Here is a 23,561-nt window from a genome sequence, read left to right as displayed (position 1 = left end):
GGGTGCAATGAAGCGGGAGAGCGCGCGCCGTGCCCTGTTCACCCGCCGCGTGTTGCTGCTCGGCGCCGGCAAGCTCGCGCTCACCGCCGCCCTCGGCGCGCGGCTCTATCAGCTGCAGGTGGTGGAGAGCGAACGCTACACGCTGCTCGCGGAGGAGAACCGCATCAGCGTGCGCCTGATCCCGCCGCCGCGCGGGCGCATCCTCGATCGTTTCGGCGAGCCGATCGCGGCGAACCGGCAGAATTGGCGGGCGATGCTGGTCGCCGAGCGCACCGACGACGTCGCCGCCACGCTCGCCAACGTGGCGCAGATCGTGCCGATCTCGGAGGCCGAACGGGCGCGCATCGAACGGGAGATCCGCCGCCGCCGCCGCTTTGTTCCCGTCATGGTGCGCGATTTCCTCTCCTGGGAGGAGATGGTGCGGCTCGAGGTGAACGCGCCTGACCTGCCGGGCATCCTGACCGATGTCGGCACCCATCGCGTCTACCCGGGTGGCGAGGCGTTCGCGCACGTGGTCGGCTATGTCGCGCCGCCGGCGCAGGCCGATCTCGACGGCGATCCGATGCTGGAACTGCCGGGGATCAGGATCGGGCGTGCGGGGCTCGAGCGCGCGCATGACCGCGTGCTGCGTGGCCGCGCCGGTACGGTGCAGCTCGAGGTCAACGTGGTGGGGCGCGTCATCCGCGAAGTCGGCCGAGAGGAGGGGGCGCCCGGTCAGGATGTCACCACGACGCTGGACGCCGGCCTGCAGCGCAAGGTGGCGGAGCGCATCGCAAATGACTCGGGGGCGGCCGTGATCCTCGACGTGCGCAACGGCGAGGTGCTGGCGATGGCCTCGTCGCCCTCCTTCGATCCGTCCCTCTTCGAGTCCGGGGTGTCCGCAGCGCAGTGGCGGGAATGGACCACCAATCGTCGCGCGCCGCTGATCAACAAGGCGATCGCCGGGCTCTATGCCCCGGGCTCGACCTTCAAGATGGTGGTGGCCCTTGCCGCGCTTGAGGCGCGCACCGTCACCCCCGGCGAGCGCATCGTCTGCACGGGGGTGACGGAACTGGGCGATGCCAAGTTCCACTGCTGGCGCAAGGGCGGGCACGGCGCGCTCGACATGCGCGAGGCGATCAAGCAGTCCTGCGACTGCTACTTCTACGAGGTGGCGCGGCGGACGGGGATCGACCGCATCGCGGCGATGGCGAACCGGTTCGGGCTCGGCGTTCCGCTGGCGATCGAACTGCCCGGAGCCCGGTCGGGCCTGGTCCCGACCCGTGCCTGGAAACAGGCCACCCTCGGCAAGCCTTGGGCGCTCGGCGAGACGCTCGTGCACGGCATCGGCCAGGGCTACATCCAGACCACGCCACTGTCGCTCGCCGTGATGACGGCGCGAATGGTGAATGGCGGGCGTGCCGTCGAGCCGCATCTGACACGCGCCATCGGCGGCCAACTCGTGCGCGGTCATCGCGCCGAGGACTGGCCGGCCATGGGCATTCCGGAGGCGCATCTGCGCATCATGCGCGAGGCGATGGACGGGGTGGTGAACGAGCGGCAGGGGACGGCCTGGGCCTCCCGCCTGCCGCCGGAGGCCGGCGCGCGCATGGGGGGCAAGACCGGCACCACCCAGGTGCGTCGCATCACGCTGGCCGAACGCGAGCGGGGACTGAGGCGCCAGCAGGACCTGCCCTACGAGTGGCGGCACCACGCGCTGTTCGTCGGCTACGCGCCCACCGATCAGCCGGTCTATGCCTGCGCGGTGGTGATCGAGCACGGGGGAGGGGGAGCGGCCTCCGCGGCGCCGGTCGCGCGCGACATCCTCACCGAGGCGCTGGCCCGGGATCCCGCCCGCCGCCGCACGCCGCCGGCACCGTCCCTGCAAATGGCGGAGGTCAGTCGCCCCGCGGAGGAGGGGCGGCGATGATGGAGCGGCGGCTCGCGCGCGAACGCGGCATGAGTCTCACCGAGAAGCTCGCTGCCGTGTCGTGGCCATTCGTCGCCCTGCTTTGCGCGCTCGCGGCGGTGGGCTACGCGATGCTCTACTCCGCCGCGGGCGGCGCGGCGGAGCCCTGGGCGTTTCGCCACGGGCTTCGCTTCGGGTTCGGGCTTCTCTTGCTGATCGGAATCGCCCTGATCGACATCCGCCTCATCCTCCGCTTGGCGTGGGTTCTCTATGCGGTTGGGGTCGGGCTCCTCGTGCTGGTGGCGTTGCACGGCGAGGTCGGCAAGGGGGCGCAGCGCTGGCTCGATCTCGGCGGCTTCCAGCTTCAACCCTCGGAGCTGATGAAGATCCTGCTGGTGATCGCGCTGGCGGCCTGGTTCCACCGGGCGAGCCTGGAGCGGGTGGGCAACCCGCTGTTCTTGATCCCGCCCCTGGTTGCGACCGCGATTCCGGTGGTGCTGGTGCTGCGGCAACCGAACCTCGGCACCGCCCTGATCACGCTGATGGTGGCGGGATCGGTGTTCTTCGCCGCCGGGGTGCGGTGGTGGAAATTCGCCCTCGTGCTGGCGGCGGTGGCGATCGCCGCTCCGGTCGCCTACGAGAGCCTGCACGACTATCAGCGCCAGCGCATTCTCACCTTCCTTGACCCGTGGAGCGACCCGCTCGGCTCCGGCTACCACATCATCCAGTCGAAGATCGCGCTCGGTTCGGGGGGGCTCTTCGGTCGCGGCTGGTTGCAGGGCACGCAAGGCCAACTGAACTTCCTGCCCGAAAAGCAGACCGACTTCATCTTCACCATGCTGGCCGAGGAGTGGGGCTTCGTCGGCGCTGTCTCGGTGATGCTGCTCAATCTCACCGTCGTGCTCTATGGGCTCGCCATTGCGCTCGGCTGCCGCCACCAGTTCGGCCGTCTCGTCGCCACCGGGATCTCGGTCAATTTCTTCCTCTACATGTTCGTCAACATCGCGATGGTGATGGGGATGATCCCGGTCGGGGGGGTGCCGCTGCCGCTGATCAGCCACGGGGGGTCGGCGATGCTGACGGTGCTGATCGGGTTCGGCGTGCTGATGAGCGTGCACGTGCACCGGGCGGTGGAAATCGAGGCCGGCGAGGACGCCTGACCGGGTGACGACGAAGGGGGACAGAGCGGCGTGCGGGCGTTTGATGGGGCTGCGGGCCGGCTTTGCGCCTGCTGCACCGGGCGCGCTATCGACACTGCGGCGTGGCTTTGCTATCCGCGCGGACCTGGTGGGGCGCATAGCTCAGTTGGTAGAGCAGCTGACTCTTAATCAGCGGGTCCTAGGTTCGAATCCTAGTGCGCCCACCATGCCGTGGCCTGCCCATGGGTGACGTGTCGCCTCCGCAGGCGCTCGCTGTCGGAGGGGTCCACCGCGCCGTAACTGGGGCGCGGGTTGGATGGATCGGCGGGCGTGCAAGCCGGCGCAGGTAAGCCTAGGCCCACGTTTCATCGTGTTGGTTGCCAGCCAAGGGGCCGCCCGCCGGATGTTTGGTCGGCGGAAGATGGTGTCGGCTTGGCACGCGGAAACCGAATGGATCATGCCTCAGCTATCGGCGTTTCGCGGAGCCGAACCTTCAACGCGTCATTCGCGCCGCGCCGGCGCGACCACCCCTCGCCATATGTCACTCGAAGCGTGAGAGCGGCCGACAACCGCCCGGCTCGCCACCCTACCCCGGGCGCAACCCCGCGGTCTTGGCGCGCTGCGATGGACATGCGCATCCGACGCTCCCCTGGCAAGGCGGCCGCCCTCAGCCGGCGCCGCCATCGGGTCATGCAGCGGGCGGAAAGCCGGTGAGCCGGCGCGTTCATTGCGCTGAGAGGGCTTGGCCTAAATTTCGGGCCGCGTGATCCAGCCGTGACCCGCCAGGCTGCCCCGCGCTGGTGCTCGGGAGCAACGACCATCAGGGAATGCGCGGAAATGCTCGGGGTGGCTGGGGGACCTGGATTCGAACCAGGGCTGCCCGGTTCAGAGCCGGGAGTTCTACCGCTAAACTATCCCCCAAGCGCCGGCGTCAGCCCCCGAGCATTCTCTCGCCTCGGAGCCCGGCGCCTGCGGGAAGCGTGGCGTCCCGTAGGGGATTCGAACCCCTGTTGCCGCCGTGAGAGGGCGGTGTCCTAGGCCTCTAGACGAACGGGACGTCGTCGACGCGCACATAGCCGCGCCCGCGCTCGCGATCAAGCGCCTCCGCCGAGGGGGCAGCACCGCGTTCAGGCAGCAGCGCGGACACCGGCCGCGGCGGCGAGAAAGCGGCTGACATCCTCCTCCCGCGTGTTCCACGCCGTGACCAGCCGAACGAGCGAGGGATCCTCCGGTCGCGGTCGCACCGCGAAGCCGGCGGCGGCGAGGCGTTCGCGCACCGCGTCCGGCAGGACGACGAACACCTCGTTGATCTCCGTCGGATGGACGACCCGCACCCCGGGGAGTGCGGCGAGTCCGGCCGACAGCCGCGCTGCCATCGCGTTGGCGTGGGCGGCGTTGCGCGCGGCCGTACCGTTCTCCACCATCGCCAGAAGTTGCGCCGACAAGTATCGCATCTTGCTGAAAACCTGTCCCGCGCGCAGCCGCCTCTGCCCCATGAAGCGGTTCAGCAGCTCGGCATGCGGCGAGGCACGGAAGATCACCACCGCATCGGCGCACATCGCCCCATTCTTGGTCGCCCCATAACTGAGGATGTCCACGCCGACCCGCCACGACGCCTCCGCCGGCGACACCGCGAGCGAGGCACGGGCGTTCTCGAACCGCGCCCCGTCCATGTGCAGCACGAGGCCGCGGCTGCGGCAGACCGCGGAAATCGCGGCGATCTCCTCCAGCCGATAGACCGTCCCGGCTTCCGTTCCTTGCGTGATCGAGACCACCGTCGGCGGGGCGGACTGCAGCCGATCGGGCGGCAGCGCGGTGAGCCGACGGGCGATCGCCTCTGCCGAGAGCTTGCCGTGTTCGCCGGGCAGGGTGATCAGCTTGCCGCCGCCGGAGAAGAATTCAGGCGCACCCGACTCGCTCGTGTTCACGTGCGCGTTCTCATGGCAGACGGCCGCACCGGGGGGCGGCATGGCGGCGGCGAGGGCGAGCGCGTTGGCGGCAATCCCCGTCGCCACCGGATGGACGAACACCTCGGTGTCAAAATAGGTGCCGAAGGCGGGGTCGAGGCGGGCGGTGACCTCGTCCGCGCCGTAGGGGGCGGCATCACCCTCGTTCACGGCCAAGATGGCCGCGATCACCTCCGGGCAGACGGCGGTCACGTTGTCGGACCGGAACAGCATCACCCCCCTCCCGCTTCGGCCGGCGTCCCCGGCAGGACTCGGAACAGTACTTCACCTCATCCCAGACCTTGGCCCATTTGCGCCGCCAAGCGAACGGGCGACCGCAGACGGCGCAGATCTTGGTCGGCAGGTCGCTCTTGCGGCGCATGCGTCGCCATCAGGCCATGACGAGCCGGGCGGGGACGAAGCCGCCCCCGCGCGCAACCCAGGCGGTGGTCTCGGCTCCGGCGGTGATCAGCCAGATCAGCCCGTCCTGCCAGGCGCCCGCCGCATCGCGGGCGGAGGGCAGCGCCGCGCCGGAGGGATGGCTGTGCCACACCCCGACCACGGCCTCACCCCGCGCACGCAGACGACGCTGCAGGACAAGATGAAGGGACGTGTCGATTTCGAAGGCATCAGGGGCGGCAGCCAGGTTGCGCGAGGGCGCGAAGCCGGTGATGCGCACGCTTTCCTCGTCCGTCCGACCGACCAGCAGCCCGCATGCCTCGCGCGGCAAGGCGAGGTCGGCCAAGCGGGGGAGGGCTGCGGCAACTTCGCCCGGCAGCACGACGATCACGGCTCGACCGGAAAGATCCGCCCGACCACGCGGTGGGTGGCAGGGTCGACCAGCAGGATGCGATCGGGCCGCCCCCCGCCTGCGACGTGCACGGCGAGCCGATCCCCGGCCCCGGCGATGGTGACGATGCGCGAGCCTTCCGGTTCGGCGAGGGTGGCGACGGCGGGGGGAGCGGCGCGGCCGCCCAGACGGTTGGCAATCGCCACCGCCAGCGCCACCGTGCCGACGACGATCAGCACCCCCATCACGATCACGGCCGCCTGCAGCGCCCGCATGTCGCACTCCTCCGTCCTGTCGACCCCGCACGCCACCCCCTCGTGCCGCGAGATGGTGGCCGACGCGACCGCCGCCCACCAGCGCCTCGATCGCTGGCTCGCCTCCACCTGGCCGGACCTGTCGCGCTCGCGGCTCAAGGCACTCATCGAACAGGGACAGCTCACGCGCGACGGCGAGGTGGTGCGCGATCCGGCCGAATCGGTGCGTCCCGGCGCACGCTACGTTCTGACCCTACCACCGCCCGCCCCGGCCGCGCCGGCGGCGGAGGCAATTCCGCTCGCCATCCTGTTCGAGGACGAACATCTGATCGTGCTCGACAAGCCGCCCGGGCTGGTCGTGCACCCCGCCCCCGGCAACGAGACGGGAACGCTGGTCAACGCCCTCCTTGCCCATTGCGGCGACGCCTTGCCCGGCATCGGCGGCGAGGCGCGGCCGGGGATCGTGCACCGGCTCGACAAGGACACCTCCGGGGTGATGGTGGTGGCGAAGACGGAGGCCGCGCACCGCGCCCTTTCCGAGGCCTTCGCCCGGCGGGACCTCGAGCGGACCTATCTCGCCCTCGTCTGGGGCGTGCCGGCCAAGGCGGAGGGGCGGGTCGAGGCGCCGATCGGAAGGCACCCGGTGGATCGCAAGCGCATGGCCGTGGTGGCGAAAGGCAAGCCGGCAGCCACCCGGTATCGTTTGCTGCGCGCCTTCGGCACGGCTTGCGCCCTGCTCGAGTGCCGGCTCGAGACCGGGCGCACCCACCAGGTACGGGTGCATCTCGCGCATCTTGGCCATCCGCTGGTCGGCGACCCGGCCTATCTGCGTCGCCTTCCCGCGGCCGCCGCTCGCCTGCCGGCAGAGCTGCGCGCCGCCCTCACGGGCTTCCCGCGCCAAGCGTTACACGCCGCCTCGCTCGCCTTCCGCCATCCCGTGACCGGCGAGCGACTGGCCTTCGCCGCGCCCCCTCCCGCCGATCTGGCGGCGTTGCTGGCGGCGCTCGGGCGCACGCAGATGTGAAAAGATGAACATCTCGTAATCAGGACCGATCTTGTCCGATTTTGATTGCAGGGCAGTCTGCCGAACGCCAGAATGCGCGCGTTGGCAGTCGCCGGGTCCGCACACCATCGCGCCGCCGTCAGCCGCCGTCGCCAGGACGTGATCCGACGACCGGCGCGGACGTGCGACAGTGGATGCGCGGACCCCGCGGCTCGCACGCCCGCCACGGCGTTTTCAGGCTGGGAGAGAGGTCGATGAGCGTGTCCTATGCGATCCCGGTGGCCCCCGAGGGCAACCTCACGCGCTACCTGCAGGAGATTCGCAAATTCCCGATGCTCACGGCCGAGGAGGAGACGGCGCTCGCTCGGCGCTGGCGCGACCACGGCGACCTCGAGGCCGCGCACAAGCTGGTGACCAGCCATCTTCGGCTGGTGGCGAAGATCGCCATGGGCTATCGCGGTTACGGCTTGCCGCTCGGTGAGCTGATCTCCGAGGGCAATGTCGGCATGATGCAGGCGGTCAAGCGTTTCGACCCCGACCGCGGCTTCCGCCTCGCCACCTACGCCATGTGGTGGATCCGCGCCGCGATCCAGGAATACATCCTGCACTCGTGGTCTCTGGTGAAGATGGGCACCACGGCGGCGCAAAAGAAGTTGTTCTTCAACCTCCGCCGGCTGAAGGGGCAGATGCAGGCGATCGAGGACGGCGACCTGAAGCCGGAGCAGGTGGCGAAGATCGCCCGTGCGCTCGATGTGCCGGAACAGGACGTCATCCAAATGAACCGCCGCCTCTCTGCGCCCGACCATTCGCTGAACGCGCCGTTGCGCGCCGACAGCGAGGGCGAGTGGCAAGACTGGCTGGTCGACGAGAGCGGCAACCACGAGGAGCGCTTTGCCGAGGACGAGGACCTCGGCCAGCGCCGGGCGCTGCTGGACAAGGCGCTGGCGACGCTGAACGAGCGCGAGCGGCACATCTTCATCGAGCGCCGGCTGAAGGATGAGCCCACCACGCTCGAGGACCTTTCGCAGCAATACGGCATCAGCCGCGAGCGTGTGCGCCAGATCGAGGTCCGTGCCTTCGAAAAGGTGCAGAAGGCGATGAAGGCGCAGATGGAGGAGTTGCGGGCCAAGACGGCCGAGCGTCGCGCCGAAGCGGCCGCCTGACCGCGCGCGGCGCGCGGTCGACGCCGGCGGACGGAGCGGGGGACTAGGCGCGGCCCGGTTCTCAGCTCACGGCCTCCGGCCGAAAGTACGGCGATGAGACGCTGCTGGCGTCGCCGAACGGGCGTCAGTCCTCGCCCGCCTTCCCGATCCGCCCCACCGTATTGGGGGCGAGAGACTCGCGCGCGTTGCCGTCAGATGCCGTGACCGCCGGTCGAGCGAGCAACGCTGCGGTCAAGCGCCGGCGCGACCTCGTCAAGGTGCCTTGGGAGCGATCGCCTTCGCCAACGGTTGCACCGGCAGCCGCTCGACCTCCTCCCCCCAGGCCTCACGCAAGGCGGCCCGCTTCTGTTCCAGCCGCGCGATGTCGATCGCGGCGCGCGCCTCCAGCACCGCCAAGATCGCCCACGACGCGACCACGGGCAGCACGGCACCGATCGCCGCTGCGCCATAGGCAAGCGCCAGCCCGTCGAGGCGTGCCAGCACGACGACGAGCGTTCCCAGCGTGTGGCCCTCGAGCCAAAGCGCTCGCAAGGACGGCACCAGCCCCGCGAGGTTGAACACGAGCACGGAGCGCGCGGTCCAACGGCCCGCGGAGCGGTCGGCCAGCGCGGCCAGCGCCGCCGGAGCGAGCCCGATTGCGAGCAGAAGCCCCGTCGGCAGCGCGAGACCGAGCAGCGCCCCGGTGACGACGCCGAGCGCCCAGAAGCCGAGCGGCGCGCGCCCGCCCCCCCGTCCCTTGCGCGCCGTCGTCGCGTCGCCGCTCATCTTCGCAGACGACTTGCCCATCGCTCACACCCCCGACAGCGACAGCAAGGTCAGCGCGAGCACGACGAGCCCCGTCGCGTGCGAGAGGCGCGCACCGAGGCGGCGGGCTTCCGCCTCGCGCGCCGCCCGATCGTGGCGGAGGCGGGCGATCGCCTGTGCCGCCTCCTGTGCCTCTCGCCGCGCCTGGGCGAAAGCGATCGAGTCGCGCGCCCGAGCCTGCGGGTCGGCGAACAGGGCGTGCAGCCGCGCCAAGTCGCCGCTGGCGGCAACCGCAGCGGCCTCTGCCGTGGCCCGCTCGCGCCGCGCTCGCTCCCGCCACTGCGCCAGGGCTGGCATGGCGAGGTCGGCGAGCAGACCGGCCAGAGCCGGCATCGGCGCGGAACGGTGTGTGGTCTGCAACTGGGCGAACACGGCCATGGCGGCGACCGCCGCCTCCGCGGGCGTGGTGGCGGCGCCGACGGCGGCCAGCGCGTCGTCGAGCCGCCCGTCCATGTGCACGGCGATGAAGGCGGCGAGGTGACGGTCGATCGGCAGAGTGCCGCGCGCCAAGCCGCCGGCACGCCGCTCGAGGGCGGCAAGTGCGGCCGGCACCGTCCCGGCGGCCTCGCCGGCGATCAGCGGCGACAGGCAGGGCAGAGCGGGATTGAGGGCGTAGAGCAGGCGTTCCGGACCCGACCCCAAGTTGGCGTTGCGCCAGACCAGGCGGTAGCGCCGCGCCGCCCGATCGAGCGCCATAGCGTCGTGCGGACGCTCGCCCGGCACGGAGGCCCAGCGCGCGATCACCATGTCACCGATCAAGGCGTCGAGCGCGGCGAGCGGCAGGCCGGACGGCGAAGGAGCGAGCAGCGTTTCGGCCAGCACGGCACCGATGCCATCCGGCATCAGGGCCTTGCCCTGCCAGAACAGCGGTGCGTGCGGGTCGAGCGCCGCGATCGCCCGACACATCGTACCGTCGAACGGCTCGTCACCACGAGGCAGCGGACCCGTCAGCTCGCGCAGCCTGGCGGCCAGCACAGGCTGGCCCAACCCGCGCTCGACCCAGACCGCGACGGCGCCGGAGCGCAGCGCTTCCGCCCCCTCGGACCAGTTTCGGCCGAGGGCGAAGGCGAGGCTGCGGAGATCGCGCACCTCAACCTTGCCGATGCGCAAGCCGCGCGAAGCGCGCGGCAGAGGGCGGGCGGATACGGGACGGACCTTCGCCGTGCCAGGCCAGCCGGCGAGCTCCGCCGGCTGCGGCCGCCGCGCCGGATCCTCGGCGAGCAAGCCCCGCACCAGGGTGGCGATCCCGCCCGGCAAACGGTTCTCGCCGACGACGGCGACCAGATTGCCGTGCTCGAGTTTGGCGCGGATCACGGCGGCGTCGTCCCGCCCGGCAAGCGGCCACTCCCCCATGGCCAGGGCGACCAGGGTGACGCCGAGGGCGTAGAGGTCGTCGGCGATCGTCCCCTCACCCCGCCCGGCGGGCAGACAGACGGCGGTGGCCGGGTCCTCGAAGGCGGCCGGCTGGGCCAGGGCAGGCGGGGTGCAGAAGCCGTCGCCCAGCAAGACGGGGCCGTTGCCGGCCCGAAACAGGTTGTCCGGCCGGATGCCACGATGGGTGAGGCCGAGATCACCGAGCGTGAGCAGGGCGCGGCCGATCGGTCTGACCACGTTCTGGATCAGGTCGCCTTCCCGCATCGGCTCAGCCCGCTGGCCCGGGCGCAGCAGGGCAGGTCCCGGCGGTGCCTCATAGACCACGGCGCGCAGCGCCGACCCGCTCCAGACCACGACATCCTGCGCAAGCGGCCGCAGCAGCCCCGGGAGGTCGGGCTCGTCGATCAGACGCAGGATGGCGCGCAGCCGCGCCGGATGCTCGTTGCGGCACAGCACGGCGACGACTTGGGTTCCGTCCGCGCCCAAAGCACGGAAGCATGGCAACCCCGCCGGGGCGAAGCCGGCGACCGGCGCTTGGGGATCGGCCGTGAAACCTCCGATCTCGAGCCGCTCGTTCGCCACGCGCCCTCCGCTCCCTTTCCCCCGCATGCTCGCGCATGGAGGGTTGCGGTGCGGTTAACGGCGGCCGGAGCTGGGATCAGTCGGCGAAGGGGTCGCGCATGACGATGGTGTCGTCGCGCTCGGGGCTGGTGGAGAGCACCATCACCGGCGCCTCGACCAGTTCCTCGATGCGGCGGATGTACTTGATCGCGGCGGCCGGCAGGTCGGCCCAGGAGCGGGCGCCCCGGGTCGAGCCCTGCCAGCCCTCGATGGTTTCGTAGATCGGCTGGGCGGCGGCCTGCGCCCCCGGCGCGGCCGGAAGATGGTCGAACCGCCGCCCGGCGATCTCGTAGCCTACGCCGATTTTCAGCTCCGGGAGCCCATCCAGCACGTCGAGCTTGGTCAGCACCAGCGCCTCGATCCCGCCCACCTTCACCGCTTGGCGCACCAGGGCGGCGTCGAACCAGCCGCAGCGGCGCGGCCGGCCGGTGACGGTGCCGAACTCCCGGCCCCGCTCGCCGATCAGCCGGCCCGTCTCGTCGTGCAGTTCGGTCGGGAAGGGGCCGGCGCCGACCCGCGTGGTGTAGGCCTTGGCGATGCCGAGCACCCGCCCGATCGCGGAGGGGGCGATGCCGGAGCCGGCAGCGGCGTTGCCCGCAACCGTGCTGGAGGAGGTGACGAAGGGGTAGGTGCCGTGGTCGATGTCGAGCATCACGGCCTGCGCCCCCTCGAACAGGATCCGGGCACCTTCGCGCCGCGCCCGATCGAGCCGCTGCCAGACGGGCTCGGCGTAAGCCAGCAGCCGCGGGGCGAGGTCGAGCAGTTCGGCAAGCAATGTCTCCTTGGAAAAAGGTTCAGCGCCAAGGCCTTGCAGAAGTGTGTTGTGGTGGCGCAGGAGCTCGTCGAGCTTCGCCGACAGCGTCTCGGGCTCGGCGAGGTCGCAGAGGCGAATCGCGCGGCGCGCCACCTTGTCCTCATAGGCAGGGCCGATCCCCCGCCCCGTGGTGCCGATTTTCGCCGCCCCCCGGGCCGCCTCGCGCGCGCGATCGAGGGCGGGATGCAGCGGCAGGATCAGCGGCACGTTCTCGGCGATCCGCAGGTTCCGGGGCGTCACCGCCACCCCTTGCGCGCCGAGCCGGGCGATCTCGTCGAGGAGGGCCTGGGGGTCGAGCACCACGCCGTTGCCGATGATGCCGAGCTTGCCGCGCACCACGCCTGACGGCAGCAGGCTCAGCTTGTAGGTCTGATTGCCGACAACCAGGGTGTGGCCGGCGTTGTGCCCGCCCTGGAAGCGCACGACGATGTCGGCGCGCGAGGCGAGCCAATCGACCACCTTGCCCTTGCCCTCGTCTCCCCACTGCGCGCCGATGACGGCGACGTTGGCCATGTTGTCACTCCTCGATCGGGCGGGCAGAGGCGCCCACGGCGACATGGCTGCAGCCGAGGCGCCGGGCCTCGGCGACCGCGTCGGCCACCGGGTCGAGCCCCAGCACGGTGGCGAAGCCTTGCTGGCGCAGAGCGGCGGCCTCGGCCGGCGGCGTGCCGGCAGGCACGAAGACGCGGGGGCGCGGCGGGCGCGGCGCGGCGGCGGCAAGCGCGGCGTCCGGATAGAGCGAGACCCCCGTGGCCGGCTCCTCGCCCGCGCGGTAGGCCCCGCCGCGGCCCAACTCGTCCGCCACCGCGGCGGAGAAGATCGTGAACGCCACCCCGCGGTGATAGCGGAAGCCACGGAATTCGAGCGGATCGGCGGTGAGACGGATGGCGGGGTCGCGGGCGCGCACGGCGGCGACGGTGGCGGCGAGGCGGTCGGCCAGAGCCCGCGCTGCCGGGGGCAGGTTGGCCGCGGCCAGCGCCTCGAGGGCGCGATCAGCGGGGCCCGCGGCGTGCAGGAGCTCATCGAGCGTATCGGCGAGCGGGCCGGCCAGCGCCGCCACTTCGGCCGCGTCCTTGCGGTCGATCGCGTGCCGCAGCGCCTGCTCGCGCGCGGGGGCAAGCGCGAGCGGGGCGAGAAGCTCGTCCACCAGCGTGGGCAGGGTGAGGTCGAAGCTGACGGCCGGCACGCCGAGGGCGGCGAGTGCTTCGGCGGCGACGGCGATCACCTCGGCGTCGGCCTCCGCGCAGTCGCTGCCGATCAGCTCGATGCCGGCCTGGGACATCTGGCGGGCGCCGCGCAGGTCGGTTCCCCGCACGCGCAGCACCTGGCCGGAGTAGCAGAGACGAAGGGGGCGGGGCGCGCGGGCGAGACGGACGGCGGCGATGCGGGCGACTTGGGGCGTGATGTCGGCGCGCAACGCCAGCATGCGGTGGCTGACAGGATCCATCAGCCGGAAGGCGACCTCGGCGGTGGAGGCGCCGGCGCCACCCAAGAGGCTCTCCTCGAATTCGAGCAAGGGCGGCTTCACCCGCTCGTAGCCGTGGGCGGCGAACACCGCTGCCATGGCCTCGATGGCGGCGGCCTCGATCTCGGCCTCCGGGGGCAGGAGGTCGCGCAGGCCAGGGGGGAGGAGGGCAAGGGCGCGGTCGTTCATGGCGGAGCGCGCGGGTGTAGCAAGGAAGGGGGCGCGCGCGGAGGGGGAGCATGGACCGACAGGATTGGGTCAGGCATGGGACGAAGGATTTTCCGAATTTACGAATTATGTAGCCATGGCAGCGGAGCCTAAGCCGCTTCTTCTGAAGCCAGATTACGTAAAAAGTCTAACACATGCTCCGAATATTTAAAAATAGTTGTCTTACCATACTCGATCTTTATTGAAAATTGTCGTTTTTCTTTGATCCTATATTTGTCAAAAATTTTGCGAAGTGACTTGCCTTTAATTCTCGTTTTTTCCTCTAGCTGCTTATAGGTGTAAGGATACAGCGGCGAGAGATCAGGAATTCCCAGAGGAATAGCAGAATTGTCGTCGACGAGCTGAACCGGTAGGCCTTCTGACGAGTCCTTCAGTTTCTGTGCAAATAAAACTAACTGGTCACCAATACCTTTTATCTTAGCGATAAGCTTTTCTTCAAAAATCTTTTGGAGGTCGTTTGCATCGGCAGGCTCTGTCTTCGAAGAATGTCGGACTACGATTTGTCCAGGGTAAAAGTAATTCTTTTGTTTACCATCAAACAGAAAATTTCCAGCGGTCTTGAACACATGCGGTCGCAATGGGGATTTAGGAATTGAAATTAAGATCCCTTTTTTTCCATCAGATTGACTCTGAATATTTGGCAGCGGCGGCGCGACATACCTGCGGCATAAGTCATCGATTCGTGCAGAATCGAGATCTTTTAGGTTACATCCCTCAAGTATCTCGAAGTGTATAGTGCCTCCTGCGGTGTTTGCGAAAGCTGTAAGCGTCTTGACGGGCTCTAGGTCAGACTCATTATTGCTTTGTGATCGAAAAAATTTTGACTTGCGCTCAAAATTTTCTCCCTCAGGCCGAATAGGATCTCCCTCAGGCCCAATAGGATTTGCCAACCCACTTCGCTTGCTTTCAATCATTCTTAACCTGCTCCAGCGGCAATCGGCTGCGCCTCGGTGCCGGCGACCCACCATTGCCCTCCATTTAACTTGACATCGCCGATTCGCGGACGCATCTCGCATTCAGGACCGCTGAGGTCCGGATTGCGTCTCGCCCGCCGAACCAGCAGGAAGGAAGGAGGCGGGGCGCAGCATGGGGAATGGTGGGCAGCATGGGGAATGGTGGTTGGCCGTGCTTCGGCTGTCGAAATTGAGCGACTACGCGGTGGTTCTGTTGAGCGAACTCGGCACGGCACCGGACGGTGCCGTGCGCAACGCTTCGGCGCTCGCGGTCGCCACCGGCATCGCGGAACCCACGGTGGCGAAGGTGCTCAAGCTGCTCGCCGCGGGTGGCCTCGTCGTCAGCCAGCGTGGCCCGCATGGTGGCTATCGCCTCGCCCGCCCGCTCGCCGAGACCGCGATCAGCGACGTGATCGACGCCGTGGAGGGCCCGATCGCGCTCGCCGCCTGCGTGGAGCACGCAGGGGGCTGTGAACACGAATGCACCTGCCGGGTGCGCGGGCGCTGGGACCCGGTGAACGCGGCGATCCGGCGCGCGCTCTCCGAGATCACGCTGGCCGACATGGCCTGCCCGGCCTGGGCTCCGCCACCGCCCGCCGTGGCGGCAAGCGTGGGCTGACCGCGCGAGGGGAACCGAAAGAAACGGGAACGGATCACGACATGCCCGCAGCGACCGACACGCTCGAGACCGTCCGCGACGTCACCGAAGGTGGCTACCGGTGGGGCTTCGAAACCCCGATCGAGCAGGAGCTGATCCCCAAGGGGCTGAATGAGGACATCATCCGCCTGATCAGCGCCAAGAAGGAGGAGCCCGCGTGGCTGCTCGAATGGCGGCTGAAGGCCTTCCGTGCGTGGTGCGCGATGGAGGAGCCGCGCTGGGCGGCCGTGCGTTACCCGCCGATCGACTACCAGGATCTGCACTACTACGCCGCACCGAAACGGAAGGCCCAGCCGAAGTCGCTCGACGAGGTCGACCCCGAGCTCCTGCGCACCTACGAGAAGCTCGGCATCCCGCTGCGCGAGCAGGAGCGGCTCGCCGGTGTCGCGGTGGACGCCGTGTTCGACAGCGTCAGTGTCGCCACCACCTTCAAGGAGAAGCTCGCCGAAGCCGGCGTGATCTTCTGCTCCTTCTCCGAAGCGGTGCGCGAGCACCCCGATCTCGTCCGCCGCTTCCTCGGCACCGTGGTGCCGCCCTCGGACAACTTCTTCGCCGCGCTCAATTCGGCGGTGTTCTCGGACGGCTCCTTCGTCTACGTGCCGAAGGGCGTGCGCTGCCCGATGGAGCTCTCCACCTATTTCCGCATCAACGCGCGCAACACCGGCCAGTTCGAGCGCACGCTGATCGTCGCCGAGGAGGGCGCTTACGTCTCCTACCTCGAGGGCTGCACGGCACCGCAGCGCGACGAGAACCAGCTGCATGCCGCGGTGGTCGAACTCGTCGCGCTGGATGAGGCGACCATCAAGTACTCAACGGTGCAGAACTGGTACCCGGGCGACGCCGAGGGCCGCGGCGGCATCTACAACTTCGTCACCAAGCGCGGCGCCTGCCGCGGGGCGAAGAGCAAGATCTCCTGGACGCAGGTGGAGACCGGTTCGGCGATCACCTGGAAATACCCCTCCTGCATCCTGCAGGGCGAAGGTTCGGTCGGCGAGTTCTACTCGGTCGCGATCACCAACAACCGCCAGCAGGCGGATACGGGCACCAAGATGATCCACATCGGGCCCCGCACCCGCTCGACCATCGTCTCCAAGGGGATCTCGGCGGGCGAGGGGCAGAACACCTATCGCGGCCTGGTGCGCATCCTGCCCAAGGCGCAGCACGCGCGGAACTTCACCCAGTGCGATTCCTTGCTGATCGGCGATCGCTGCGGGGCGCACACCGTGCCCTACATCGAGTCCCGCAACCCCACCGCCCGCGTCGAGCACGAGGCGACGACGAGCCGCATCGCCGAGGATCAGCTCTTCTATTGCCGCCAGCGCGGCATGACCGAAGAGGAGGCGGTTGGGCTGATCGTCAACGGCTTCGCCCGCGAGGTGCTGAAGGAGCTGCCGATGGAGTTCGCCGTCGAGGCGCAGAAGCTGCTCGCGATCAGCCTCGAGGGCAGCGTGGGCTGACGCTTCGGGAGCGATGGCGGCGGGCGAAAGCGGAACGGTGGCGGATCGCTGCGACAAGGCAATGGAAGGCGCGATGTTGAAGATCGAAGGGCTGAAGGCCTCCGTCGAAGGCAAGGAGGTGCTGCGCGGCATCGACCTCGAGGTTCCGGCGGGCGAGGTGCACGCCATCATGGGCCCGAACGGGTCGGGCAAGTCGACCCTCGGCTACGTGCTCGCCGGCCGCGAGGGCTACGAGGTGACGGCGGGAAGCGTCACCTTCCGCGGCCAGGACCTGCTCGCGATGGAGCCGGAGGAGCGCGCCGCGGCGGGGCTGTTCCTCGCCTTCCAATACCCGGTGGAACTGCCGGGCGTGGGCAACGCCAACTTCCTCCGCCAGGCGCTGAACGCGGTGCGCCGGGCGCGCGGCGAACCGGAACTGGACGCCATGCAGTTCCTCAAGCTCGTGCGCGGCAAGGTGAAGGCGCTCGGCATGACCGAGGAGATGCTGAAGCGCGCGGTCAATGTCGGTTTCTCGGGGGGCGAGAAGAAGCGCAACGAGATCCTGCAGATGGCGATCCTCGAGCCCGCCTTCTGCATCCTCGACGAGACGGACTCGGGGCTCGACATCGACGCGCTGAAGATCGTCGCCGAAGGCGTGAATGCGTTGCGCAGCCCGGAACGCGGCATGCTGGTGATCACGCACTACCAGCGCCTGCTCGACCACATCGTGCCCGATCGCGTGCACGTCCTGGTGGGGGGGCGCATCGTGCAGTCGGGCGGGCCCGAGCTCGCGCGCGAGCTGGAGGCCAAGGGCTATGGCGAGCTCCAGGCGGCGGCCTGAGGCGGGCATGGTCGAGGTGCTGGACGCCCCCGCCGCGGCCGGGTCCGACGCGGTCGCGCATCTGCTCGATCGCGCGCGCGGTCTTGCCGAACGCCTACCCGGCGCGCGCCACCCCGTCGTCGCCGCCTGGCGCGCGCGCGGGGCGGAGACCTTCGCGTCCCAGGGCTTTCCCACGCGCCGTGTCGAGGCCTGGAAGTACACCGACCTCGCCCTGCTGCGCGAAACGCGGTTCGAGGAGCCGATCCTCGCCGCCGACATCCGTCCCCCCCTCGACCTCGAGGAGGAGGAGGGCCCGCTTCTCGTCCTGATCGACGGGCGGGTGCGGCGCGACCTCTCGGCGGTCAGCCATCTCGCGCCGGGTGTCGCGATCGCAAGCCTCGCCGACCTGCTGCGAGCGCGCGACGAGGAGACCGTCGCAGGCCTCGGCGGGCTTGCGCCCGAAACGCTGCCGCTGCCCGCGCTCAACGCGGCACTCGCCGAGGACGGGGCGGTGGTCCGAATTGCCGATGGTGTGGACGGCGGAACGATCCGCATCCTCTCCTACGCCACCGCCCGCGCTGGCCACCCGGTCGCCTTCCATCCCCGCCACCTGATCCGGCTCGGCCGCGGCGCACGGCTCGTGCTGGTCGAGGAGGCGCGCGGCGAGCCGGAGGCCTTCGCCTGGCAGAACGTGGTGAGCGAGATCCAGCTCGGTCCGGGCGCGCGCCTGATCCACATCCGCCTGCAGGACGAACCGCTCTCGGCCGTTCACACCGCCACCCTCGCCGTGCGCGTCGAGCAAGGCGCGGAGTACGACAGCTTCACGCTGATCAAGGGGGCGCGGCTCACGCGCAACGAGGTGCACGCGGTGCTGGCCGGGCCGCATGCCGCGCTCCATCTCAACGGCGCCCAGCTCGTCGACGGCGTCCGCCACGCCGACACCACGACGGTGATCGAGCACGCCGCTCCCGACTGCGCCTCGCGCCAGACGGTGAAGACCGTGCTCGCGGGGCGCGCGCGGGGGGTGTTCCAGGGCAAGATCCACGTCCATCGCGCCGCGCAGAAGACCGACGGCTATCAGATGAACCAGGCGCTGCTGTTGAGCCCCGAAGCCGAGATCGACGCCAAGCCGCAGCTCGAGATCTACGCCGACGACGTGAAGTGCAGCCACGGCGCGACGGTCGGCGAGCTCGACCTCGAGGCGCTCTTCTACCTGCGCAGCCGCGGCATCCCCGAGGCCGAAGCGAAGTCGATCCTCGTCCAGGCCTTCCTCGACGATGCGGTGAGCCTCGTGGCCGACGAGGGCTTGCGCGAACGGCTGCACGCGGAGACCCTGGCCTGGTGGCAGCGGGTGGAGCACGGCGGATGAGCATGGGCGGGCAGCGGGACATCGCGGCTCGGATGCGGAAGGAGGCCAGCGCATGAGCCGGGCGGCCACCGCGGCGCGGGCGCCGGGCTTCGACGTGCTCGCCATCCGCCGCGAGTTCCCGATCCTCGACGAATCGGTGCGCGGCAAGCCCCTCATCTACCTCGACAGCGCGGCTTCGGCGCAGAAGCCGCGCGCGGTGATCGAGGCGATGGTGCACGCGATGGAGCACCAGTACGCCAACGTGCATCGCGGCCTGCACTGGATGAGCGAACGCACGACCGAGGCGTTCGAATCCGCGCGCGATGCGGTGGCCCGCTTCCTCAACGCGCCTTCGCGCGACGAGATCGTGTTCACCAAGAACGCCACCGAGGCGATCAATCTCGTTGCCCATGCCTACGGTCGCGGGGTGATGGATCCCGCGAAGGCGGTGCTGATCAGCGCGATGGAGCACCACGCCAACATCGTCCCTTGGCAGCTCTTGCGCGACGCACGGGGCGTTGAGCTCCGCGTCTGCCCGATCACGGCGGAGGGCGAACTCGATTGGGAGGCGTTCGAACGCCTGCTTGCCGATGGCCGGGTTGGGCTCGTCGCCATCACCCACATGTCGAACGTGCTCGGCACCGTCACCCCGGCCGAGCGGATCGCGCGCGCCGCCCACGATGCCGGCGCCCTCGTGCTGTTCGATGGCAGCCAGGCGGCGGTGCACCGGCGGGTCGACGTGCAGGCGATCGGGGCCGATTTCTACGTCTTCACCGGCCACAAGCTCTACGGCCCGACGGGGATCGGCGTGCTGTGGGCGCGGGCGGAGCTGCTCGAGCGCATGCCGCCTTTCCTCGGCGGTGGCGACATGATCGCCTCCGTCTCCTTCGAGAGGGCCGAGTGGGCGCGCATCCCGCACAAGTTCGAGGCCGGCACGCCGCCGATCCTGGAGGGGATCGGGCTCGCCGCCGCCATCGCCTGGGTGGAGCGGGTCGGCATCGATGCCATCGAGGCGCACGAGCGGGCGCTGACCGACCATGCGCTGGCTCGTCTCGCCGCCATCGAGGGCGTGCGCGTGTTCGGCCGCGCGCAGGATCGCGGCGGGGTCGTCGCCTTCGCGCTGGATCGTGCGCATGCGCACGACGTCGCCACCCTGCTCGACCGCCAAGGGATCGCCGTGCGCGCCGGCCATCACTGCGCGGAGCCCCTGATGCGTGTGCTCGGCGTCGACTCCACCGCTCGCGCCTCCTTCGCCGCCTACACGACGCGGGCGGAGATCGACGCGCTCGCCGAGGCGCTCGAGCGGGTGCGGAGGTTCTTCGCGTGACCGACGCGTCTGCCGACTTCGCCGACCTGCGCGACCTCTACCAGGAGGTGATCCTCGATCACGGGCGGCATCCGCGGAACTTCCGCCGCCTTGCCCCACCCGCGCGCCACGCCAGGGGCGACAATCCGATGTGCGGCGATCGGGTCGAGGTCTGGGTGCGGCTCGACGAGCAGGACCGCATCGCCGACGCCGCCTTCGAAGGCCGGGGCTGCGCCATCTCCGTCGCCTCCGCCTCGCTGATGACCGAGACCGTGCGCGGCAAGTCGGCTGCTGAGGCCCGGGCGCTGGCGGACGCCTTCCGCAGCCTCGTTCGCACCGGACGCTGCCCCGTTTGCGGCGCGGTGCACGCGGAGGATCTCGAGCGTCTTCGCCCGCTGTCGGGCGTGGCCGAGTATCCCTCGCGGGTGAAGTGCGCCACCCTCGCCTGGCACGCGCTGGAAGCCGCACTCGCCGGCGAGGCGTCGGCGACGACCGAGTGAGCGGGGGAGAAGGGGAGGGGCCATGGCGATGATGGCACCGGACGGACATGGCGGTCAGGACATGCGGGGCGAGGCGGGGCAGGGCGACCGTTCCGTGGCGACCGTCTGGACCCCCGAGGGCGAGATGCCTGCCGCGCCGCCGTCGTCCGCCGCCGGCCCGACGGGCGGCGGGGCGATCGGCGAACAGGCGCTGATCGACGCCATCGCCACCGTCTACGACCCGGAGATCCCGGTGAACATCTACGAGCTCGGGCTGATCTACGCGATCGAGATCGGCGAGGACGGGGCGGTGAAGGTGGAGATGACGCTCACCGCCCCCGGCTGCCCCTCGGCGCAGGAGCTGCCGGCGCAGGTGCAGAAGGCGGTGCTCGGCGTGCCCGGTGTGACCCGCTGCGATGTCGAGGTGGTGTGGGATCCGCCTTGGGACCCGTCTCGGATGAGCGAGGAGGCCCGGCTCGCCGTCAACATGTTTTGATCCGGGTCAAGCGCTGTTGCTCGATCCGTGCTATCCTCGGCGACATGAGAATGAGTGTCACTGACGCCAAGCCCGGCCGCACCCTCCCGCCCCTCCTGCGTCTGACCGACGCGGCGGCGGAGCGTCTGCGCGCCCTCTATGCCCGGCCCGGCGCCAAGCGCTACCTGCGCATCGGCGTGCGCACCCGCGGCTGTTCGGGGCTCTCCTACGACCTCTCCTACACCGACGAGATCGGGCCGAACGACGAGGTGGTGGTGGACCACGACCTCACGCTGCTGGTGGATCGCCGCGCCGCCCTGTTCCTCATCGGCACGGTGATGGACTGGCGGGCCGACGCCCTCTCCTCGGGCTTCACCTTCGTCAACCCGAACGAGAAGGGCCGCTGCGGCTGCGGCGAGAGCTTCCACGTCTGATCGGTCCGTCCCTTCCACTGCCGAGACGGGGAAAGGGACCGCGCGGCACGTCCTGCGAGGGGGCAAGCCCTGCGGTCTCGAGCGGGCGTCAGTCGGTAAAGTAGAGCCGGGCGGGATTGTCGACCAGAATGGCCTGCCGCACCTTCGGGTCCGGCACGAAGTCGAAGAAGAGCTCGAGCTCCTTTGCATCGTCCGGCTTCGGGTCCCGCCGCGGGTGCGGCCAGTTCTGCCCGTAGATGAGACGGTCGGGCCGTTCCTCGACGAGCGCGCGCACGCGCTGTTCCACATCCGGATAAGGCCAAGGGAAAGCCGAGGAGTAGTAAAGCCCCGACAGCTTGACCCAGACATTGCCGCCTTCGACGGCGCGCAGGAGCGCCTGGAAGGCGGGGTGGGTGGCGGTGGCGAGCCGCCCGGGCCCGGGCGGCACGCGGCCGAGATGGTCGATCACCACCGGGCAGGGCAGGGCGGCAAGGGTGTCGACGAGATCGGGCAGGACGGACCCATCGCGGATCTGCAGCGCGAGGTGCCAGCCGAGTTCGGCGCAGAGCGGCGCGAGTCGCGGGGCGTCGTCGAGCGACAGCCGGCCTGGCTGGCTTGCGCGCGTGGTCAGCCGCAAGCCCCGCGCGCCCTGGCGGTGCAGGTCGCGCAAGGCATCGAGCGTCACGTCCGGGGCGGTGGTGACCACGGCGCGTGCCCGTTCGAGCCCGATCCGCGCCACCGCATCGAGGGTGCAGCGATTGTCCGCCCCGTAGGCGCCCGGCTGGACGACGACGATTCGCGAGAAACCCAAGCCCTCCATCAGCACCGCGCGGTAGGTCTCGAGCGGATGGGGCGCTTCGCCGAGTTCGGAGTCGAGGAAGGGAAAGCGGTCCGGGTCGTAGACGTGGGAGTGGCACTCGGTCGCCCCCTCGGGCAGCACCACGGACGGGCGCGGCAGGTCCATCGGCTCGGGTTCCCTCTCTTCGGCGCGCCGACTGTAGAGGGGCGGGGGCGCGGCCGGAACCGGCGGCGGCGAGAAAGGAGTTGCGAATGACTTGCAACTGGGCTACGCATGCAAATGCGAACCACTCGCAATTGGATCTCGGCCAACGACGCAGGAACAGACCGATGCCCACACTCTCCCGCCGCCACCTCCTCGCCGGCACCGCCGGCCTGCTCGCCGCCCCCGCCGTCCTGCGCGCGCAGGAGCGGGTGGTGAACGTCTACTCCTCCCGCCATTACGACACCGACCGCGCGCTCTATGACGGCTTCACCGCCGTCTCCGGCGTGCGCATCCGGCTGATCGAGGGCGAGGCCGATGCGCTGATCGAGCGCATCCGCAACGAGGGGGCGAATTCCCCAGCTGATGTGCTGGTGACGGTGGATGCCGCCCGTCTCGTGCGCGCGGCGGAGATGAACCTGCTGCAGCCGGTGCGCAGCCCTGTTCTCGAAGCCCGCGTGCCCGCGCATCTGCGCGACCCGGACGGGCTGTGGTTCGGGCTTTCGGTGCGGGCGCGCATCCTGATGGTGGCAGCGGACTGGACGCCGCCGAAGCCGATCGAGCGCTACGAGGACATCGCCGATCCGGCGTTCCGCAACACCATCCTCACCCGCACCTCCAACCACCCCTACAACATTTCCCTTGCCGGATCGATCCTGCACTACAACGGTGCCGACGGGCTGGAGGCTTGGGCGCGGGGCGTGGTCGCCAATCTCGCGCGGCCGCCGCAAGGGGGAGATACGCCGCAGATCCTCGCGGTGGCTGCCGGCCAGGGCCGCATCGCCATCGCCAACACCTACTATCTCGCGCGGCTCCTGCGCTCGACCAACCCGCGCGAACGCGAAGCCGCACAGCGCATCCGCGCCATCTTCCCCAACCAGGGCGACCGCGGCACGCACGTCAACATCTCGGGCGCGGGCGTGGTGCGCACCGCCCCCAACCGCGAGGCGGCGGTCGGCTTCATCGAGTACCTCACCTCGGTGCGCGCGCAGGAGATGTTCGCCAACGGCAACAACGAGTACCCCGTGGTGGCGGACGAGGTGAACGTGGTGCCCGAGGTCGCCGCCTGGGGCCGCTGGAAGCAGGACCGGCTGAACGCCGCCACCTACGCGAAGCTCGGCCCGCAGGCGCTGATGATCATGCAGCGCGCGGGCTGGCTGTGAGGCGAGTGCCGGTCGGCGCGG

At 69.9% G+C, this 23,561-nt stretch carries 23 protein-coding genes and 3 tRNA genes; 14 read left to right on the top strand and 12 right to left on the bottom strand.

The window, feature by feature from the left end:
* Positions 1 to 7 precede the first annotated feature (7 nt).
* The 3 genes from mrdA to DWB05_RS03825 all read left to right on the top strand — a co-directional run bounded on the left by mrdA (position 8) and on the right by DWB05_RS03825 (position 3,254).
* Positions 8 to 1,909 (top strand): penicillin-binding protein 2, encoded by a 1,902-nt coding sequence (mrdA, locus tag DWB05_RS03835; RefSeq protein WP_114375183.1) that lies wholly within the window; start codon positions 8 to 10, stop codon positions 1,907 to 1,909.
* A complete protein-coding gene (rodA, locus tag DWB05_RS03830; protein ID WP_114375181.1) occupies positions 1,906 to 3,048 on the top strand; it encodes a rod shape-determining protein RodA in 1,143 nt (380 codons plus the stop codon). Before mrdA ends, rodA begins: the two co-directional genes overlap by 4 nt.
* Before the next feature lie 130 nt (positions 3,049 to 3,178).
* A tRNA-Lys gene (locus DWB05_RS03825) sits at positions 3,179 to 3,254 on the top strand.
* Between the two features lie 620 nt (positions 3,255 to 3,874).
* Here the strand turns inward: DWB05_RS03825 and DWB05_RS03820 are convergent.
* The 6 genes from DWB05_RS03820 to DWB05_RS03795 form a co-directional block, all read right to left on the bottom strand.
* Positions 3,875 to 3,948: transfer RNA gene (locus tag DWB05_RS03820), tRNA-Gln, on the bottom strand.
* A gap of 60 nt (positions 3,949 to 4,008) precedes the next feature.
* Positions 4,009 to 4,084 (bottom strand) — tRNA-Glu (locus DWB05_RS03815).
* A gap of 70 nt (positions 4,085 to 4,154) precedes the next feature.
* Complete coding sequence (locus tag DWB05_RS03810; protein WP_114375179.1) at positions 4,155 to 5,207, bottom strand: threonine aldolase family protein; 1,053 nt, start codon at positions 5,205 to 5,207, stop codon at positions 4,155 to 4,157.
* A complete protein-coding gene (locus tag DWB05_RS03805) occupies positions 5,131 to 5,355 on the bottom strand; it encodes a DUF2256 domain-containing protein (protein ID WP_114375177.1) in 225 nt (74 codons plus the stop codon). The genes DWB05_RS03810 and DWB05_RS03805 overlap by 77 nt, the downstream gene beginning before the upstream one ends.
* A 9-nt stretch (positions 5,356 to 5,364) precedes the next feature.
* Complete coding sequence (locus DWB05_RS03800) at positions 5,365 to 5,763, bottom strand: M67 family metallopeptidase (protein WP_114375175.1); 399 nt, start codon at positions 5,761 to 5,763, stop codon at positions 5,365 to 5,367.
* Positions 5,760 to 6,038 carry a DUF6476 family protein gene (locus DWB05_RS03795; protein WP_114375173.1) on the bottom strand — a complete coding sequence of 93 codons (279 nt, stop codon included), beginning with the start codon at positions 6,036 to 6,038 and terminating at the stop codon, positions 5,760 to 5,762. Before DWB05_RS03795 ends, DWB05_RS03800 begins: the two co-directional genes overlap by 4 nt.
* A 52-nt stretch (positions 6,039 to 6,090) precedes the next feature.
* On the opposite strand from DWB05_RS03795, the gene DWB05_RS03790 reads away from it, so the two are divergent.
* Both DWB05_RS03790 and rpoH read left to right on the top strand, forming a co-directional pair.
* The gene (locus DWB05_RS03790; RefSeq protein WP_114376536.1) at positions 6,091 to 7,041 is read left to right on the top strand and encodes an RluA family pseudouridine synthase; all 951 of its coding nucleotides are present in this window, start codon (positions 6,091 to 6,093) and stop codon (positions 7,039 to 7,041) included.
* A gap of 233 nt (positions 7,042 to 7,274) precedes the next feature.
* Positions 7,275 to 8,183 (top strand): RNA polymerase sigma factor RpoH, encoded by a 909-nt coding sequence (rpoH, locus tag DWB05_RS03785; RefSeq protein WP_198669038.1) that lies wholly within the window; start codon positions 7,275 to 7,277, stop codon positions 8,181 to 8,183.
* Positions 8,184 to 8,435: 252 nt separating this feature from the next.
* Here rpoH and DWB05_RS03780 read toward each other — a convergent pair whose 3' ends face one another.
* The 5 genes from DWB05_RS03780 to DWB05_RS03760 form a co-directional block, all read right to left on the bottom strand.
* Positions 8,436 to 8,969 (bottom strand): hypothetical protein, encoded by a 534-nt coding sequence (locus DWB05_RS03780; RefSeq protein ID WP_157967068.1) that lies wholly within the window; start codon positions 8,967 to 8,969, stop codon positions 8,436 to 8,438.
* A gap of 3 nt (positions 8,970 to 8,972) precedes the next feature.
* Positions 8,973 to 10,943: a serine/threonine-protein kinase gene (locus DWB05_RS03775; protein ID WP_114375169.1), complete on the bottom strand. Its 1,971-nt coding sequence runs from the start codon at positions 10,941 to 10,943 to the stop codon at positions 8,973 to 8,975.
* Between the two features lie 76 nt (positions 10,944 to 11,019).
* Entirely contained in the window at positions 11,020 to 12,309 is a 1,290-nt protein-coding gene (locus tag DWB05_RS03770) for an adenylosuccinate synthase (RefSeq protein WP_114375167.1), read from the bottom strand.
* A gap of 4 nt (positions 12,310 to 12,313) precedes the next feature.
* Positions 12,314 to 13,450: an ATP phosphoribosyltransferase regulatory subunit gene (locus DWB05_RS03765; RefSeq protein WP_114375165.1), complete on the bottom strand. Its 1,137-nt coding sequence runs from the start codon at positions 13,448 to 13,450 to the stop codon at positions 12,314 to 12,316.
* A 128-nt stretch (positions 13,451 to 13,578) separates the two neighbouring features.
* Complete coding sequence (locus tag DWB05_RS03760) at positions 13,579 to 14,403, bottom strand: AlbA family DNA-binding domain-containing protein (protein WP_157967067.1); 825 nt, start codon at positions 14,401 to 14,403, stop codon at positions 13,579 to 13,581.
* A 211-nt stretch (positions 14,404 to 14,614) separates the two neighbouring features.
* Here DWB05_RS03760 and DWB05_RS03755 point away from each other — a divergent pair, with 211 nt between their 5' ends.
* The 8 genes from DWB05_RS03755 (at position 14,615) to DWB05_RS03720 (ending at position 21,398) form a co-directional block, all read left to right on the top strand.
* Complete coding sequence (locus DWB05_RS03755; protein WP_114376534.1) at positions 14,615 to 15,061, top strand: SUF system Fe-S cluster assembly regulator; 447 nt, start codon at positions 14,615 to 14,617, stop codon at positions 15,059 to 15,061.
* Between the two features lie 41 nt (positions 15,062 to 15,102).
* Complete coding sequence (gene sufB, locus DWB05_RS03750; protein ID WP_114375161.1) at positions 15,103 to 16,557, top strand: Fe-S cluster assembly protein SufB; 1,455 nt, start codon at positions 15,103 to 15,105, stop codon at positions 16,555 to 16,557.
* 73 nt (positions 16,558 to 16,630) lie between these two features.
* Complete coding sequence (sufC, locus tag DWB05_RS03745) at positions 16,631 to 17,377, top strand: Fe-S cluster assembly ATPase SufC (protein ID WP_114376533.1); 747 nt, start codon at positions 16,631 to 16,633, stop codon at positions 17,375 to 17,377.
* Between the two features lie 7 nt (positions 17,378 to 17,384).
* Positions 17,385 to 18,725 (top strand): Fe-S cluster assembly protein SufD, encoded by a 1,341-nt coding sequence (sufD, locus tag DWB05_RS03740; RefSeq protein WP_232818373.1) that lies wholly within the window; start codon positions 17,385 to 17,387, stop codon positions 18,723 to 18,725.
* Positions 18,726 to 18,777: 52 nt separating this feature from the next.
* Positions 18,778 to 20,031 (top strand): aminotransferase class V-fold PLP-dependent enzyme, encoded by a 1,254-nt coding sequence (locus tag DWB05_RS03735; RefSeq protein WP_114375157.1) that lies wholly within the window; start codon positions 18,778 to 18,780, stop codon positions 20,029 to 20,031.
* Entirely contained in the window at positions 20,028 to 20,510 is a 483-nt protein-coding gene (sufU, locus tag DWB05_RS03730; RefSeq protein WP_114375155.1) for a Fe-S cluster assembly sulfur transfer protein SufU, read from the top strand. The genes DWB05_RS03735 and sufU overlap by 4 nt, the downstream gene beginning before the upstream one ends.
* 31 nt (positions 20,511 to 20,541) lie before the next feature.
* Positions 20,542 to 20,985: an SUF system Fe-S cluster assembly protein gene (locus DWB05_RS03725; RefSeq protein WP_408608473.1), complete on the top strand. Its 444-nt coding sequence runs from the start codon at positions 20,542 to 20,544 to the stop codon at positions 20,983 to 20,985.
* A gap of 50 nt (positions 20,986 to 21,035) precedes the next feature.
* On the top strand, positions 21,036 to 21,398 hold the full coding sequence (locus tag DWB05_RS03720; protein WP_114375151.1) for a HesB/IscA family protein: 363 nt from the start codon (positions 21,036 to 21,038) through the stop codon (positions 21,396 to 21,398).
* An 88-nt stretch (positions 21,399 to 21,486) separates the two neighbouring features.
* Here DWB05_RS03720 and DWB05_RS03715 read toward each other — a convergent pair whose 3' ends face one another.
* A complete protein-coding gene (locus tag DWB05_RS03715) occupies positions 21,487 to 22,341 on the bottom strand; it encodes an amidohydrolase family protein (RefSeq protein WP_114375149.1) in 855 nt (284 codons plus the stop codon).
* A gap of 164 nt (positions 22,342 to 22,505) precedes the next feature.
* Here DWB05_RS03715 and DWB05_RS03710 point away from each other — a divergent pair, with 164 nt between their 5' ends.
* Complete coding sequence (locus tag DWB05_RS03710) at positions 22,506 to 23,540, top strand: extracellular solute-binding protein (protein ID WP_114375147.1); 1,035 nt, start codon at positions 22,506 to 22,508, stop codon at positions 23,538 to 23,540.
* Positions 23,541 to 23,561: the final 21 nt, after the last annotated feature.

Origin of the sequence: Elioraea thermophila (ex Habib et al. 2022), assembly GCF_003336755.1 — a bacterium.
Lineage (GTDB): Bacteria > Pseudomonadota > Alphaproteobacteria > Acetobacterales > Acetobacteraceae > Elioraea > Elioraea thermophila.
The sequence above is the reverse complement of the archived record's forward strand: the minus strand, read 5'-3'. Positions and strand labels throughout refer to the sequence as shown.

Coding starts and splice junctions, on each gene's coding strand:
- DWB05_RS03810 (WP_114375179.1), bottom strand. CDS start 5,207: ATGCTGTTCCGGTCCGACAACGTGACCGCCGTCTGCCCGGAGGTGATC.
- DWB05_RS03770 (WP_114375167.1), bottom strand. CDS start 12,309: ATGGCCAACGTCGCCGTCATCGGCGCGCAGTGGGGAGACGAGGGCAAG.
- rpoH (WP_198669038.1), top strand. CDS start 7,275: ATGAGCGTGTCCTATGCGATCCCGGTGGCCCCCGAGGGCAACCTCACG.
- DWB05_RS03720 (WP_114375151.1), top strand. CDS start 21,036: ATGAGTGTCACTGACGCCAAGCCCGGCCGCACCCTCCCGCCCCTCCTG.
- DWB05_RS03780 (WP_157967068.1), bottom strand. CDS start 8,969: ATGGGCAAGTCGTCTGCGAAGATGAGCGGCGACGCGACGACGGCGCGC.
- DWB05_RS03715 (WP_114375149.1), bottom strand. CDS start 22,341: ATGGACCTGCCGCGCCCGTCCGTGGTGCTGCCCGAGGGGGCGACCGAG.
- rodA (WP_114375181.1), top strand. CDS start 1,906: ATGATGGAGCGGCGGCTCGCGCGCGAACGCGGCATGAGTCTCACCGAG.
- DWB05_RS03735 (WP_114375157.1), top strand. CDS start 18,778: ATGAGCCGGGCGGCCACCGCGGCGCGGGCGCCGGGCTTCGACGTGCTC.
- DWB05_RS03790 (WP_114376536.1), top strand. CDS start 6,091: ATGGTGGCCGACGCGACCGCCGCCCACCAGCGCCTCGATCGCTGGCTC.
- sufC (WP_114376533.1), top strand. CDS start 16,631: ATGTTGAAGATCGAAGGGCTGAAGGCCTCCGTCGAAGGCAAGGAGGTG.
- sufD (WP_232818373.1), top strand. CDS start 17,385: ATGGTCGAGGTGCTGGACGCCCCCGCCGCGGCCGGGTCCGACGCGGTC.
- DWB05_RS03760 (WP_157967067.1), bottom strand. CDS start 14,403: ATGATTGAAAGCAAGCGAAGTGGGTTGGCAAATCCTATTGGGCCTGAG.
- DWB05_RS03710 (WP_114375147.1), top strand. CDS start 22,506: ATGCCCACACTCTCCCGCCGCCACCTCCTCGCCGGCACCGCCGGCCTG.
- mrdA (WP_114375183.1), top strand. CDS start 8: ATGAAGCGGGAGAGCGCGCGCCGTGCCCTGTTCACCCGCCGCGTGTTG.
- DWB05_RS03725 (WP_408608473.1), top strand. CDS start 20,542: ATGGCACCGGACGGACATGGCGGTCAGGACATGCGGGGCGAGGCGGGG.
- DWB05_RS03795 (WP_114375173.1), bottom strand. CDS start 6,038: ATGCGGGCGCTGCAGGCGGCCGTGATCGTGATGGGGGTGCTGATCGTC.
- DWB05_RS03805 (WP_114375177.1), bottom strand. CDS start 5,355: ATGCGCCGCAAGAGCGACCTGCCGACCAAGATCTGCGCCGTCTGCGGT.
- DWB05_RS03765 (WP_114375165.1), bottom strand. CDS start 13,450: ATGAACGACCGCGCCCTTGCCCTCCTCCCCCCTGGCCTGCGCGACCTC.
- sufB (WP_114375161.1), top strand. CDS start 15,103: ATGCCCGCAGCGACCGACACGCTCGAGACCGTCCGCGACGTCACCGAA.